Annotated in this window: 11 protein-coding genes and 2 pseudogenes; 4 read left to right on the top strand and 9 right to left on the bottom strand. The window is 45.0% G+C overall.

Annotated elements, in window-relative coordinates:
* Positions 1 to 48: 48 nt before the first annotated feature.
* The 8 genes from HHK01_RS15305 to HHK01_RS15270 all read right to left on the bottom strand — a co-directional run bounded on the left by HHK01_RS15305 (position 49) and on the right by HHK01_RS15270 (position 8,407).
* Positions 49 to 1,017, bottom strand: coding sequence for a sugar phosphate isomerase/epimerase family protein (locus HHK01_RS15305; protein WP_170008567.1), 969 nt, complete (start codon positions 1,015 to 1,017; stop codon positions 49 to 51).
* A 12-nt stretch (positions 1,018 to 1,029) separates the two neighbouring features.
* Complete coding sequence (locus HHK01_RS15300; RefSeq protein WP_170008566.1) at positions 1,030 to 2,070, bottom strand: Gfo/Idh/MocA family protein; 1,041 nt, start codon at positions 2,068 to 2,070, stop codon at positions 1,030 to 1,032.
* A gap of 14 nt (positions 2,071 to 2,084) precedes the next feature.
* Entirely contained in the window at positions 2,085 to 3,110 is a 1,026-nt protein-coding gene (locus tag HHK01_RS15295; protein ID WP_170008565.1) for a Gfo/Idh/MocA family protein, read from the bottom strand.
* 6 nt (positions 3,111 to 3,116) lie between these two features.
* On the bottom strand, positions 3,117 to 3,845 hold the full coding sequence (locus HHK01_RS15290; protein ID WP_170008564.1) for a ThuA domain-containing protein: 729 nt from the start codon (positions 3,843 to 3,845) through the stop codon (positions 3,117 to 3,119).
* A 13-nt stretch (positions 3,846 to 3,858) separates the two neighbouring features.
* The gene (locus tag HHK01_RS15285; protein WP_170008563.1) at positions 3,859 to 4,680 is read right to left on the bottom strand and encodes a carbohydrate ABC transporter permease; all 822 of its coding nucleotides are present in this window, start codon (positions 4,678 to 4,680) and stop codon (positions 3,859 to 3,861) included.
* A 12-nt stretch (positions 4,681 to 4,692) separates the two neighbouring features.
* Positions 4,693 to 5,970, bottom strand: coding sequence for a carbohydrate ABC transporter permease (locus HHK01_RS15280; RefSeq protein WP_170008845.1), 1,278 nt, complete (start codon positions 5,968 to 5,970; stop codon positions 4,693 to 4,695).
* A gap of 106 nt (positions 5,971 to 6,076) precedes the next feature.
* The gene (locus tag HHK01_RS15275; RefSeq protein ID WP_170008562.1) at positions 6,077 to 7,399 is read right to left on the bottom strand and encodes an ABC transporter substrate-binding protein; all 1,323 of its coding nucleotides are present in this window, start codon (positions 7,397 to 7,399) and stop codon (positions 6,077 to 6,079) included.
* 21 nt (positions 7,400 to 7,420) lie between these two features.
* Positions 7,421 to 8,407: a LacI family DNA-binding transcriptional regulator gene (locus tag HHK01_RS15270; RefSeq protein ID WP_170008561.1), complete on the bottom strand. Its 987-nt coding sequence runs from the start codon at positions 8,405 to 8,407 to the stop codon at positions 7,421 to 7,423.
* A gap of 252 nt (positions 8,408 to 8,659) precedes the next feature.
* Here HHK01_RS15270 and HHK01_RS15265 point away from each other — a divergent pair.
* The 3 genes and pseudogenes from HHK01_RS15265 to dnaB form a co-directional block, all read left to right on the top strand.
* Positions 8,660 to 9,190: pseudogene (locus HHK01_RS15265) on the top strand (transposase); the annotation flags it as partial.
* A 557-nt stretch (positions 9,191 to 9,747) separates the two neighbouring features.
* Positions 9,748 to 10,153: pseudogene (locus HHK01_RS15260) on the top strand (transposase); the annotation flags it as partial.
* 609 nt (positions 10,154 to 10,762) lie between these two features.
* A complete protein-coding gene (dnaB, locus tag HHK01_RS15255; RefSeq protein WP_170008560.1) occupies positions 10,763 to 12,130 on the top strand; it encodes a replicative DNA helicase in 1,368 nt (455 codons plus the stop codon).
* A gap of 47 nt (positions 12,131 to 12,177) precedes the next feature.
* Here dnaB and HHK01_RS15250 read toward each other — a convergent pair whose 3' ends face one another.
* Positions 12,178 to 12,564: a VOC family protein gene (locus HHK01_RS15250; RefSeq protein WP_170008559.1), complete on the bottom strand. Its 387-nt coding sequence runs from the start codon at positions 12,562 to 12,564 to the stop codon at positions 12,178 to 12,180.
* Positions 12,565 to 12,805: 241 nt separating this feature from the next.
* On the opposite strand from HHK01_RS15250, the gene HHK01_RS15245 reads away from it, so the two are divergent.
* Entirely contained in the window at positions 12,806 to 14,095 is a 1,290-nt protein-coding gene (locus HHK01_RS15245) for an adenylosuccinate synthase (RefSeq protein ID WP_170008558.1), read from the top strand.
* The last annotated feature ends 188 nt before the right edge of the window (positions 14,096 to 14,283 follow it).

Here is a 14,283-nt window from a genome sequence, read left to right as displayed (position 1 = left end):
AGTTTTTTTCTAGCTGTCAAATTATAAGACTGGTCGCTCCGAACTTTATTACAGCCACCACATATCAGCAGGCTGTTCCTTTATGTTCACCGACTTTAAGTTGGCCACAGCCCGCCTAAAGCCTTCGTCGATGCTCATGAGTGGGTCCTCGTGTTCGATGCTAACCACGTAGTCATACCCATACGTGCGAAGGGCACTTATGATGTTTGACCACTCCTGAACGGAATGTCCTGTGCCAACAGAACGGAAGCTCCATGCACGCGTCCGAATTTCGTTGTATGGTTGCATATCTGTTAGACCGTACATGTTTACGTTGTCTTGGTCGATGTACGTGTCTTTTGCGTGGAAGTGATGAATCGCATTCTCTTTTCCAAGAATTTTGATGGCGCCCACTGGGTCGATGCCCTGCCACCATAAGTGACTTGGGTCAAGGTTAGCCCCTATGTACTCGTTCGTTGCTGCGCGTAGTTTTAGCATCGTGTAGGGGGTGTGAACCGAAAAGCCTCCGTGCAATTCAAGGCCAATTTTCACGTTTGCTTCTTTCGCGATTCCGGAAATCTCTTTCCAGTAAGGGATCAGTTTATTTTCCCATTGCCATGATAAAATGTCGCCATATTCATTTGGCCATGGGGCAACAGGCCAGTTTGGCTGCTTTGCCTCTTCGTCTGCGCCTGGTGTTCCAGAGAACGTGTTGACGACAGGAACACCCATCAGTTGCGCCAAATGGATACTTTTTCGCAAGTCCTCATCGCTTTTTTTGGCAAAGGTAGGGTCGGGACTCACAGGATTTCCGTGACAGCTAAAGGCACTGATTGTTAATCCACGAGAGGTCACCGCATCTAAATATTGGTTGCGTTTATCTACGTCCTCTAACAGTTCATCAATGGGACAGTGATCCGTTCCAGGGTAGCCACCTGTTCCAATTTCTACAGCATCTAGTCCTGATTCTTTTACGTAATCTAACATGTCTTCAAATGACTTTTGCGCAAATAGAACAGTAAATACACCTAATTTCAAATTAGCTCCTCCTTATGTAAACGAAATGGCTTTCCCAGTTTGGCTGCTTTCATAAATCGCTTCGATTACTTTAGATACAATCAGGGCTTCTTGAGGCTTGACGAGTGGTGTTTGACGCCCTCTGCAACTTTCGATAAAATTCATCGCTTGTGGAATCCCTGGATTGTCATCATCAGAAATCCAATACGCTTGTTGATCTAAAAGCATACCGTACTTGGCTTGATATAGCTTTAACGGAAACACATCAAGTCCTCCGTTTGTCCCTGATATGCTGAGTGCTTCTTTGTCATCAGCTAAATTCGCTGCCCATGATGTTTCAAATAATAGCGTTGCGCCATCTTTAAATTTAATGTAAGCTGTCGCATGGTCATCAACTTCAAAAGTAGACGGGTCAAACGTACCCCATTGATTCACTACGTCCGTTTGCCGGCTCAACTCGTTGTATGTTGCGCCTGACACTTCTGCGATCTCCGGAAAGTCCATTAAATGAAGGGCTAAATCAAGGAAGTGACAACCGAAGTCGATCAAGCTTCCGCCACCTTGAAGATCTTTGTTCGTGAAAACGCCCCAACCCGGTACTTTTCGTCGGCGAATCGCTTGCGCACGGGAGACGAGAGGACGCCCCATTTCTCCTTCATCAATAAATCTTTTTGCTGCTCGCGCTTCTTTTGTGTAACGATAGTGGTACGCAATCATTAACACTTTTCCGGAAGCCTCAGCAGCTGCGACCATCGCTGCACACTCTTCTGTTGTCATCGCCATGGGTTTCTCACACAGTACGTGCTTGCCGGCTTGTAGGGCTGCCACTGCCATTTCTGCGTGAAATTTATTTGGCGTACAAATCGTCACAGCCTCCACATGTTCAAAAAGCTCAGCGTATTGAGTTGTGTGAAAGGGGATACCGTATTCGTTGGCAACTGATTGTGCCCGTTCCTCGTTTACATCACATACAGCTGTGACCTCTACATCGTCGCTTAACGTCAGAAAGGAGGGGAGGTGCCTTCCAACGGCAATTCCTCCGACTCCTATAAGGCCTACTTTTAGTTTTTCCATTATGATCACCTCACCTACAACTTTACAATTTGCTTCGTTTCATTTGATGCGATGGCGCCTAAAATGACGAGCAACGACTTTTTGCCTTCTTCCCCAGTAATGAGAGGGGCTTTACCAGTCAAAATACTGTCTACAAAATGATCGATGACGCCAGTGGATACTTGACCGCCTTCTTCGTTGGACTGAATTTTTCCAAGGCTAAAGGTTTCGGTTGTGCCATCATTTTTGTGATAAATTACGGAAAAGTCTTTATTGTCTTCTAAACGTAAAACCCCGTTTTCTGCGTAAATAACAGTTGAATTGTCTTCGTTGCCGTTGTAGGACCAGCTAGTAGCTAACGTGCCGATAATGCCACTCTCTGTTTTTAAAATGAGCACCGCATTGTCATCCACGTCTGCATTTTTCTTGGCACTCGTCTCCACCATCGCAGCCACTTCGACCATTTCTTCTCCTAAAATATAGCGGACTAAGTCTGTTTTGTGGACACCGAGGTCACCCATTGCCCCTATGAAAGCTTCTTCTTTCTTAAAGAACCAACTGCGGTCCCCATCTGCACTCCAGGCTTCTGGACCAGGGTGCCCGAAAGCTGTTCTGAAGCTGTATACTTTGCCGAGCTTCCCTGTAGCAATCCAATCTTTCGCTTGCTGATGAGAGGCAACAAAGCGTTGATTGTGGCCGATCATCAGTGTTTTCCCACTTTTCTCAGCAGCTGCGATCATCGCATTCGCTTCTTCTTCGGACGTGGCCATCGGCTTCTCGCAAAGAACGTGTTTGCCAGCCTTTAGAGCAGCAATCGAGATAGGAGCATGCAAGTAATTCGGTGTACAAACGCTGACTGCATCCACATCTTCTTTCAATAGATCGTGGTAGTCTGTAAACGTTTTGGTCACGCCGAATAATGCGCCGACTTCTTTCGCACGAGCTTCGTTGATATCGCAAACAGCTACAATTTCCACCTGGTCGTTCGCTCTGTATTCCGCTAGATGGCGATGTTTTGCAATGCTTCCTGTACCGATGACACCGACTTTTAATTTTTCCATTGTGGCTTATTCCCCCTTATAGCCTTCAAGCTTTTCTAGTGGCTTTGCATTGCCGTAAACAGGGTAGTCACGCGTAGTGGGTGTTGCCCATTTGACGGCATTGCCAATGACTTTTTGAATTTGTTTGTTGTAGTAAGTTGGATGCGTTTCGTGTCCAGGGCGGAAGTAGAAGATCTTCCCGTTTCCACGTCTAAATGTTGCGCCGCTACGGAACACTTCGCCACCTTGGAACCAGCTCAAGAAGACGAGCTCATCTGGTGTTGGTATATCAAAGTGTTCACCATACATTTCTTCTTCTTCAAGCTCGATGTATTCCCCAATTCCTTCAACGATCGGGTGGCTAGGATTCACTACCCACAAACGTTCTTTTTCATTTGCTTCACGCCACTTCAAATCGCAACCTGTGCCCATCAGTTTTTTAAAGATTTTGGAGAAGTGGGCAGAGTGGAGAACGATTAAACCCATCCCTTCCCATACACGCTTTTGGACCTTCTCAACGATGTCATCGCTCACTTCATCATGTGCAAGGTGACCCCACCACACAAGAACGTCTGTATTGTTTAATACATTATCTGTTAAACCGTGTTCTGGTTCGTCTAATGTGGCTGTTTTTACATCGAAGCCTTGCTCCCCTAATGCAGACGCTAACACTTGATGGATTCCATTAGGATAAATTTTCCGAACCTCTTCGTGTTTTTGTTCATGACGATATTCGTTCCATACGGTTACATTCATTGGTAGCACTCCTTTATTCTTTGACTGAGCCAGATGTGAGTCCAGCCACGATTCTTCTTTGGAAAATCAATACAAGTATAACAATAGGGATGGTCACAATGACAGTCGCAGCTGATATATCTCCCCAAGGAATGGTAAATTGACTTTGGTAGAAGGAGATTCCAACGGGCACTGTACGCCATGAATCCTCCGTGTTGATCGTTAAGGCAAATAGATACTCATTCCACGCAGCGATGAAAACGAGAATTCCTGTGGTGAAAACTCCTGGTGCTGCAAGTGGGAAAATCACTTTACGGAATGTTTGAAACGGTGTCGCGCCATCCAGCTTTGCCGATTCCTCAAGCTCCCAAGGTATCTTTTGGAAGAAGGTGGAGAGAATCCAAATGGCAAGCGGCAAACTAATAGTGATGTAAGGGATGACGAGTCCCATGTAGCTATTGCGCAAACCAATTGCTGTAATGAAGTTGTAAATTGGCGAGATAATCGCAATTTGTGGAAACATCGACGCAGCTAGGATTACCCCTAAAGTGAGTCCTTTAAATTTAATCGGGAGACGTGTCAGTGCGTAAGCCGCAATGGATGCGAATCCAATCGCAATAATCGTCGTTAAACTTGAAATGATAAAACTATTGGTCATATAGCTTACCAACGGACGATTCGTTAAGGCATTTTGATAAGATTCTAGTGAGGGACTTGATGTAAACCAATTAAAGTTATTGAAAATTTCGCCTGGTGGTTTGATCGACGTGAGGAATACCCAGATGAAAGGGAACATCACGAGAAACACAAACACGATGAGAAAAATATAAAACCCGATACCTGCACGTTTATTCATCTTGATTCCTCCTTATCGACCTGACCGCCCAGCAAAAAGATCAGACCCGATGAATTTTATAAATAGTGCCGAGATGATGGCTACGCAAACAAAAATGATTACAGAAAGAACAGAGCCCTCTCCAAAATTTTGTTGCGAGAATAGCGTAATGTAGGCATAAATTGAAATGGATTCAGTTGAGTTCGCTGGTCCACCGCCTGTAAGTACGTAGATCAGGTCAAACACACGGAAAGCGTCTAACGTACGGAACAACAACGCTACTAGAATAGATGATTTTAATAGCGGTAATGTAATTTTCCAAAACTGTTGCCACTTTCCTGCACCATCCACTTCAGCTGCTTCATAAAGAGAACCCGGTATCGTTTGAAGTCCAGCAAGTAAGAGAAGTGCCATATACGGCGTTGTTTTCCACACATCTGCAAAAATGACAGAAAACATACCACCCGTCCCCGTTGATAAAAGATCTGATGCACTACTGATCAAACCGAACTGTTCAAAATAATGAGCAACAATCCCTGTTTGACCATCGTATAGAAAGCCCCACATCATAGCGGCAACGGCTGTTGGAATCGCCCAAGGGATCAGTACCGATGCTCGAACGATGCCTCGCCCAAAAAATACACGGTTGATGAGTAAGGCAACAAGTAAACCGAGAACAAGTTCAGCTCCAACTGATGCTACTGTGAAAACGAAAGTATTCCCTAAGGATGTCCACATACGTTCATCTTGCAGGTAACGTGAGTAATTACTTAAGCCAATAAAGTTCGATGTAATAATGGAGCTGTTAGCTAAATTAATTGACCCCGCAATGTTTGTTGTGGCAGTCGTAAAGGCTTCATCTGCAGATGTTTGTGACAGAGCTGTTAATTCTTCTTCTGCGTTTGTTAAAAAGTCCTTATACTCTTCAGCAAATTCATTATCAATCTTTGCATATTTTAATTCTCGTTCGGCGATGGGAGTATAGGTGGCGAGTAGAGACTCAACTTCTTTATATTGTTCACCTAAACCATCCATTGCAAGGAGCTCTTCATGATAGCCCATAATCCCTTCGCTGATTTCATTGGCTGTATCGGCTGCTTCATTGTTAGGTGCTTGTGCAGCTAAGCCTTCAAGATCACGAGATAAATAAAAGAAATCATTTGCGTAGCGCTCTAAGTCGACATTGGATTGTATAAACCTTTCTGATCTAGAGGGGTCATTCAAACGATAGTCGAACAAACTGTTATAAAAAGATTGGGCAACCGGCAAGAGTGTGACAAGAATCACTAATATCAGGGCAGGGGCTACCATTAAATAGCCAAGTTGTTTTTCGTTCAACTGAAACTTCACTGTTCTCACCCACTTTCTACTAATAGAAAGGGAAGGTGAAACGTTCACCTTCCCCTATGCTTATTGTTTACTCAGCCATAGCTGCTTCAATTTGTTCTTGCATATTAGCAGCAGCTTCTTCAGGTGTGATTTCCCCAGTTAATGCACGTGAAAGCTCTACTTGCATAATGTCAGAGATCTCTGGATAGATCGGTGAAACCGGTCGCGGTACCGCATTTTGAAGCGTTGCCACGAACTCTTCATTCGCAAAGAGTGTCGCCGCTGCTTTCACTTCTTCGTCATCATAAAGCGCTTCAATTGTTGGCGCACGTCCACCTTCAACTGCACTGATTTTTTGACCTTCAGGGCCGGACATAAAGGATACGAATTCCCAAGCTTCTTCTGGGTATTCAGTGTAACGATTGATCATGCTCATCCAACCACCCAGTGTGGCTGCACTTGTTGCGTCGCCGGATGGAAGTACAGAAAAACCAACATTTCCTGCTATTTCAGAAACTTCTTCATCATTTGAAGTAGACTGCATGTACGGCCAGTTACGAGCAAATACAGATTGTCCGCCGATCCAGGCATTATTGGTTTCAGTTTCTTGGAAGCTCAAGATGTTGCTTGGAACAAAGTCAGAGTTAACAAATTCAACCATTTTTGTAATACCTGCAACTGTTTCCGGGCTGTTTACAACGACTTCGTTGTTTTCGTTCACAATTTGACCACCATAAGCTGCGATGAATTCAACGGCGTTCGTAACCATTCCTTCATATTGATTTGCTTGCATGAGGTACCCAAACTCTGTACCCGCTTCGCCTTGTAATTCGCCAGCCATCTCAAATAGCTCATCCCACGTTGCAGGTGGTGTTTCCACGATGTCAGATCGATAGAAAAGGAGACCAGCATCTGTGTACTTCGGCATTGCATATTGACGTCCGTTAAAGTTCCCTGATGCTACCGTTCCAGGGAAGTAGTCATCCATGTTGATACCATCTGCCTCAATGAAGCGATCTAATTCAAGTGCGTATTGAGCCTGTGCGAATTCAGCTGGCCAGATAACATCAGCATCAAACACATCAATCTCAGCGCTTTGGCTGCTAAACATGGTCACGTATTGATCGTGAGAAGCACCCGTATCTGCTGGCATTTCTCGGCGTGTTATCTTAATGTTTGGGTTTTCTTTTTCGAAAGCTTCAATCAAAATGTCTGTAGCACCCGTGACATCAACACCACTTGCGTAAACAATCTCAACTTGCTCTTCAGATGGATTATCGCCATCCGAGCCATCCGAGCCTGCATCTGGTGTGTCCGCTGCATCATCATTATTTCCGCTACATGCTGCAAGAAATAGACTCATCGCAAGGACTGTGGATACGCCTGCCATTTTTTTGTTCCATAGTTTCATAAATAATGCCCCCTTTATTTTTTAAGTAGATTGTCGTTCAATTAGACGAAGCGGTAGTAGAATATCTTGTGCATCATTTGAACGAGTTTCATTGATGATCTGTAGCATGACTTCCATAGACTGGTAGCCAATTTCAGTAGTAAATTGGTTAATTGTCGTTATCTGTGGATCGAGTAATTCAGCGATCGGCTGATTATCAAATCCGACCACAGCAAGATCGTCTGGTACACGCCATCCGTGTTTTTTGGCCTCATTGATGATGCCTGCCGCAACTTCATCACTGCCGCTAAATACAGCAGTTGGTGGAGTAGGAATGTTATGAATTCTTCTAAAGATGTTGCGACCATCTTCAATTGTGTAAACATCTCGAAACATCCATTCTGACACAGGTTCAATGCCTGACTCTGTAACCGCTTTCAAAAAACCTTTGCGTCTGTTAACAGAAACGCTGCTGTCGTTACCTTGACAGTAGGCAATATTAAGATGCCCCTTTTCAAGTAAGTGCTTCGTTCCGATGTAACCGCCTTCAACCTGGTCTAATCTAATCCTGGTTACAGTTGCCTCAGGATCATACTCATTGCAATAAATAATCGGTCCGTACTGTGTGTAAGGCTCAATCGTTTCCCAACTGTTTTCAACCGATGCCATAATGATCCCGTCTACTTGTTTAGATACAAGAAGCTTAAAAAACTCCAGTTCCTTTTGCTTATCAATTCTCGTATTACAAAGGATGAGCTGAAACCCAAATGCTGCAGCACGCTTTTCCATTGCATCGACCAATTGACTGAAGAACGGATTGACAATACGTGAGACAAGGACGGCAATTTTCTTTGTCTTTAAATTTCGTAAACGTTGTGCTGATGAATTGGGTACGTACCCGAGGCGAGTCATCGCTTTTTGTACAGCGATCTTCTTGTCCTCACTTACGTAGGGATGATTGTTAATTACTCTCGAAACGGTAGCCTGTGATAGCCCAGCCTCCAACGCGACATCTTTAATGGTATACATACGCACTCCCTCCTATAGGAACACCTCCTGTACGTACACGATATGAAATCGTTTTCATATAGAGCATATGGCAAATGGGCAATGAAATCAATAGGAAAATTCAAAAAAATAAATAAACCTTTTGAATATGAATGAATTTCACAAATCTGAGCCCATGCAGCGCAAGGGTTTTGAGACATAGAAAAAGGAGTACCTCCCCAAGTCTTGTATAATGGTAAGTAAGCACGAACCAAAAGACTGGAGGAACTCCCAATGGTTAGAATACGCCAAGAGAGCTTGTTTAGCATCCAAGAATGATACGAGATGAGCCTACCCAACGTTACCAAGAGATGATTTCAGCGATAGACTTGGATGAAATTCACCACAATGTAACCAAAAAGTCTCGGTTGGGTGCTCCCGAAAAAATAAATTATGTGGCTATGGTCATTTCAGTTTGTATCCGCTATGTTGAGGGGATTCCTACTAGTAAACAGCTCATTAAACGCTTGAAGGATGACCTAAACTTCAAGTTAAATTGCGGTTTTTTAGTTTCAGACAATACCCCCATGTGAAGCTTCCTACTCGCGACTTTTAGGTAAATTGAGTGAATCCAATATTTTAGAAGAAGCCCAAGAGGAAGTTGTGCTCCAAGCAGTTGATGAGGGCTTTATTACAGATGATACGGTCGCTATTGACGCCACCCATTTTGAAGCCCGTGATCAGGCACCGCCGAAAGAAGAAAAGCCCAAAACTGAACCTAAAAAACGCGGTCGAAAACCGAAGGCAGAGCGTGAGCAGTGGATCGGAGCATTCCTCCCTGAGTCTGAGCATCCCTCCCTAAGTCTGAGCATTCCTCCCTGAGTCTGATCATTCCTCTCTGAGTCTGAGCATCCCTCTCTGAGTCTGAGCATCCCTCCCTGAGTCTGAGCATCCCTCCCTAAGTCTGAGCATCCCTCCCTGAGTCTGAGCATTCCACTCTGAGTCTGAGCATCCCTCCCTGAGTCTGAGCATTCCTCCCTAAGTCTGAGCATCCCTCCCTAAGTCTGAGCATTCCTCCCTAAGTCTGAGCATCCCTCCCTAAGTCTGAGCATTCCTCCCTGAGTCTGAGCATCCCTCCCTAAGTCTGAGCATTCCTCTCTAAGTCTGAGCATTCCTCCCTGAGTCTGAGCATCCCTCCCTGAGTCTGAGCATCCCTCCCTGAGTCTGAGCATTCCACTCTAAGTCTGAGCATTCCTCCCTGAGTCTGAGCATTCCACTCTAAGTCTGAGCATTCCTCTCTGAGTCTGATCATTCCTCTCTGAGTCTGAGCATCCCTCTCTGAGTCTGAGCATTCCTCCCTGAGTCTGAGCATTCCTCTCTAAGTCTCCGAACAAGCTGAAAAAGAAGCGGATTTTCCACTTTTTGAGAGAAAACCGAAGCTCAATTAGATGCATCTGTAGCGGAATTACGTGCTGAAGTCCCTCAAAACCCTACTTGGGGCGTCAAAAAGAACAGTGAAGGGAAGAACGTCTTTTGGTATGGTTACAAGGGGCATCTGGCTGTCGGCACATCGAGTCAATACATACTACAGACCCTTTTCTCATCGGGTAGTCTGAACGATGGGAAGGCAGCGATCCCACTATTAAAGGGAATTCATGAACGTCTTGCTCTTCCGACATACGCTATCAGACCATGGACGCCGGCTATGATTATGACCCTATTTATGAACAAGTACATCGAATGGGGCATCAGTCCATCATTGCGTATAACAAGCGAAATGAGCCAGAACCAGGACGTGGCGCCCTTAGCCTTTCCTCCTTGTCCTGCGGGAAAAGCGTGGCCGGGTGAGACTTGTCTAGCTGCAGCGGTCTGCTCCCGTCTGAAAATAACCTTCGTTTTTTGAGGCAAAAAACGCCTCTAAAGCCAAAGAACATCTTTCAGAGGGAGCAAGACGGACCGCTTCCACATTTCATTCCCGCAGGAGCGGAGCGACGAGGAGGCTCACGGCCCGCCCGCGGAAAGCGTCCGCCTGTAGCGGAAATCAACAACCTTGTTCAAGCGGTACGAATCAAGAAAATTTTTAAGTAACTACTATTCTGCTGGTCTGTGTATTTTTAAATAGAGCAATTATGAAATTGATTCAATATACACCCAAGATTGCTACAGGAATATAAACACAAGAATGTTAGCGACAATAGTTTTTCATTTGCAACGTAGAATTAATCCAAATTTTTCACAAGAAAGCTAACTCAAAACATGCTAGAATAGAAGAGCTATCGAAGTTCGAAATCAGTTATCCACATGTGGACAGATCAAGGAGGAAAGGCTAATTTTGCGACGTCCTGTCGCAACGCCTTTCTGACCCACATCGTGTGTGCCTAAGGAGGTTTTGGTGAGATGAACGAGCTGTTTCAAGATCGTATCCCTCCACAAAGTATTGAGGCGGAACAGGCAGTATTAGGGGCGGTGTTTCTTGAACCGAGTGCACTCATCCAGGCCTCTGAGTTATTAATTTCGGATGATTTTTATAAGAACAGTCATAAGCGTTTATTTGATTGTATGATGCGTCTTAATGAGCAAGGTGAAGCGATTGACCTGATCACGGTAACGGAAGAGCTACGGGCAAGAGAGGAGCTCGATGAGGTCGGGGGCATCGCGTACTTGAGCGAATTGGCGGGGAGTGTACCGACTGCTGCGAACGTCGTGTATTACGCACGCATCGTAGAGGAAAAGGCGTTGCTTCGTCGACTAATTCGTACCGCAACGACGATTGCTCAAGATGGGTACAGTCGCGAGGATGAAGTAAACGAGTTATTGAGCGAAGCGGAAAAGCGCATTATGGAGGTCGCGCAACGTTCCAATGCGGGTGCTTTCCAAGACATTCAAGACGTACTCGTGAAAACGTATGACCATATCGAGATGTTGCATAACCGAAAAGGGGATATTACTGGGATCCCGACTGGCTTTGCAGAATTAGACCGTATGACGGCAGGTTTCCAACGAAATGATCTCATTATCGTAGCAGCTCGTCCTTCAGTCGGTAAAACGGCTTTTGCCTTAAATATTGCACAAAATGTGGCGACCCGTACGGAGGAAAGCGTGGCCATTTTTAGTTTGGAGATGGGGGCAGAGCAGCTCGTGATGCGTATGCTTTGTGCGGAAGGAAACATTGACGCGCAACATCTCCGAACAGGAGAGCTAACTGAGGATGAATGGCAAAAGCTAACGCTCGCCATGGGATCGCTGTCCAATGCAGGTATTTACATTGATGATACGCCAGGGATTCGCGTGAATGAGATTCGCGCTAAGTGTCGGCGTTTGAAGCAGGAGCACGGTCTCGGCATGATTTTAATCGACTATTTGCAGCTTATTCAAGGATCTGGCGGCTCTTCTAAAGAGAACCGTCAACAAGAGGTTTCGGAAATCTCTCGTACATTAAAGCAGCTGGCCCGGGAACTTCAAGTACCGGTTATCGCCTTGAGTCAGCTTTCCCGTGGTGTGGAGTCACGCCAAGATAAGCGTCCGATGATGTCAGATATCCGAGAATCTGGAGCGATTGAGCAAGATGCCGATATCGTCGCGTTCCTGTACCGTGACGATTATTACGATAAAGAAAGTGAAAGCAAAAACATTATCGAAATTATTATTGCCAAGCAACGTAACGGACCTACTGGCACCGTCGAGCTGGCGTTTGTGAAAGAGTACAATAAATTCGTGAATCTAGAGCGGCGACACGATGATTCGCACGTACCACCGGGAGCCTAGTGATAATAAAAAGCGCTTGTCCTCTTCAAAGAACAAGCGCTTTTTCATCAATCCATCGGTGAGCAAACTTCAATATAGTGCCCGTCAGGATCAGCCACGTACGCAACTTCTTGACCCCAAGGTTTCGTAACCGGCTCTTTCAAAATGGTTACACCGGCTGAACGAAACTCATCAATCGCTACTTTCACATCCGCAACCGTTACGCCAAGCTCAAACGTTTGCGAGCGGGACTCATCGGGAATACGAAGTCCAGTAATTTCCCGTCCACTCTCCCTTGTGTTACAAGAAAGAATTGTTTCACCAGTTGAGAATTCCACGTATGTACCAGCCTCCATGCGGATCGGGAAACCGAGTAGCTTCTCATAAAAGTGCTTCGTTTTCTTTACATCGTTCACGTACAAAATGACATATTTCAGATGGAAAGATGCCCTCATAAGTTATTCCTCCTCAGCTCAAACTACTTAAAGTTCCTACTTAATTAATTCTAGAAAGGGTTTACAAACTCCTCTTTTGCCTTTTTCCCGAACGAATTATAGGCTTTATAAGTAAATGTTCGCCTTTACGCATTGACTCGCCATTCTATGCTTGCTACACTGAGGAGGGTTCCGTGCGACTTTGTTCATTTAGCAAGGTAAAGCATGAGTAACCATTAATCCAATGTTGGAGGTGTTCCTATTGTCTTCAGTAGTTGTGGTTGGGACGCAATGGGGCGATGAAGGTAAAGGCAAGATTACAGATTTCTTGAGTGAACATGCAGAAGTGATCGCTCGTTACCAAGGCGGTAATAATGCAGGGCATACCATTAAATTCGATGGCAACACATACAAACTCCACTTAATTCCATCTGGGATTTTTTATAACGATAAGCTATGTGTGATTGGAAACGGCATGGTCGTGGATCCAAGTGCGTTAGCAACGGAAATTGATTACTTACATGAACGTGGTATTTCAACAGATAATTTGCGTATCTCGAATCGTGCGCACGTCATTTTGCCATACCATTTGAAATTAGATGAAGTACAAGAAGAGCAAAAAGGCGCGAACAAAATTGGAACGACGAAGAAAGGCATCGGTCCTGCGTATATGGACAAGGCGGCACGTGTCGGGATTCGTATCGCAGATTTGCTTGATCCAGAGGTTTTCCATCGCAAGCTTGAAGTGAACCTCGAAGAAAAGAACCGTCTGTTAGAGCGCATGTATGAAACAGAAGGCTTTCAAATAGAAGATATTTACGAAACATATATTGCATTAGGCAAACGGATTGCATCTTACGTGTGTGATACGTCTGTCGTATTAAATGATGCGCTTGACGAAGGTCGCCGTGTATTATTTGAAGGTGCACAGGGCGTTATGCTCGATATCGACCAAGGTACGTACCCATTTGTTACATCTTCGAACCCAGTAGCCGGTGGGGTCACGATCGGTTCTGGTGTCGGCCCTACGAAAATTAAGCACGTTGTAGGTGTGTCGAAAGCGTATACGACCCGGGTAGGTGATGGACCATTCCCAACAGAATTGCACGATGAAATTGGTCACCAGATTCGAGAGGTTGGTCGTGAATACGGCACAACAACAGGCCGTGCACGCCGTGTCGGCTGGTTTGATAGTGTGGTCGTTCGTCATGCACGTCGAGTAAGTGGTCTAACAGATTTGTCTTTGAACTCTGTGGATGTGTTGACAGGGATTGAGACGTTAAAAATTTGTACAGCCTACCGATACAAAGGCGAGATCATGGAAGAATTTCCAGCGAGCTTAGACGTACTAGCGCAATGCGAACCTGTATATGAGGAGCTTCCTGGTTGGACCGAAGACATTACAAAGTGCAAAAGCTTAGGAGAGTTACCGGCAAATGCGCGTCACTACATTGAACGGATCTCGCAGTTGACAGGGATTCCACTGTCCATCTTCTCTGTAGGTCCAGATCGTTCGCAAACGAATGTCGTGCGCAGTGTATACGGATACTAAGCATGTCATAGAGATAAAAAAGGAAAGAGGTTAGATGAAAAGCATCTAGCCTCTTTCCTTTGCCTCCAAGTTTCTAGGAAGTTACGAAACTGTTACAAAAAGCCCAGACAAAATTCGACACCTCACTAAACCTATCGAAAAATCCTACTAAATTCACTATTTACTACCATTTAATACCATTATATTGA

Source organism: Bacillus fonticola, from assembly GCF_012955605.1.
GTDB classification, from domain to species: domain Bacteria; phylum Bacillota; class Bacilli; order Bacillales; family JC228; genus Bacillus_CG; species Bacillus_CG fonticola.
Note: the sequence above shows the minus strand (reverse complement) of the source record. Positions and strands in the feature narration are given on the sequence as shown.

Excerpts from the sequence above, each read along its gene's own strand:
- HHK01_RS15300 (WP_170008566.1), bottom strand. The coding sequence starts at position 2,070 with ATGGAAAAACTAAAAGTAGGCCTTATAGGAGTCGGAGGAATTGCCGTT.
- HHK01_RS15295 (WP_170008565.1), bottom strand. The coding sequence starts at position 3,110 with ATGGAAAAATTAAAAGTCGGTGTCATCGGTACAGGAAGCATTGCAAAA.
- HHK01_RS15290 (WP_170008564.1), bottom strand. The coding sequence starts at position 3,845 with ATGAATGTAACCGTATGGAACGAATATCGTCATGAACAAAAACACGAA.
- HHK01_RS15285 (WP_170008563.1), bottom strand. The coding sequence starts at position 4,680 with ATGAATAAACGTGCAGGTATCGGGTTTTATATTTTTCTCATCGTGTTT.
- HHK01_RS15280 (WP_170008845.1), bottom strand. The coding sequence starts at position 5,970 with ATGGTAGCCCCTGCCCTGATATTAGTGATTCTTGTCACACTCTTGCCG.
- HHK01_RS15275 (WP_170008562.1), bottom strand. The coding sequence starts at position 7,399 with ATGAAACTATGGAACAAAAAAATGGCAGGCGTATCCACAGTCCTTGCG.
- HHK01_RS15270 (WP_170008561.1), bottom strand. The coding sequence starts at position 8,407 with ATGTATACCATTAAAGATGTCGCGTTGGAGGCTGGGCTATCACAGGCT.
- dnaB (WP_170008560.1), top strand. The coding sequence starts at position 10,763 with ATGAACGAGCTGTTTCAAGATCGTATCCCTCCACAAAGTATTGAGGCG.
- HHK01_RS15250 (WP_170008559.1), bottom strand. The coding sequence starts at position 12,564 with ATGAGGGCATCTTTCCATCTGAAATATGTCATTTTGTACGTGAACGAT.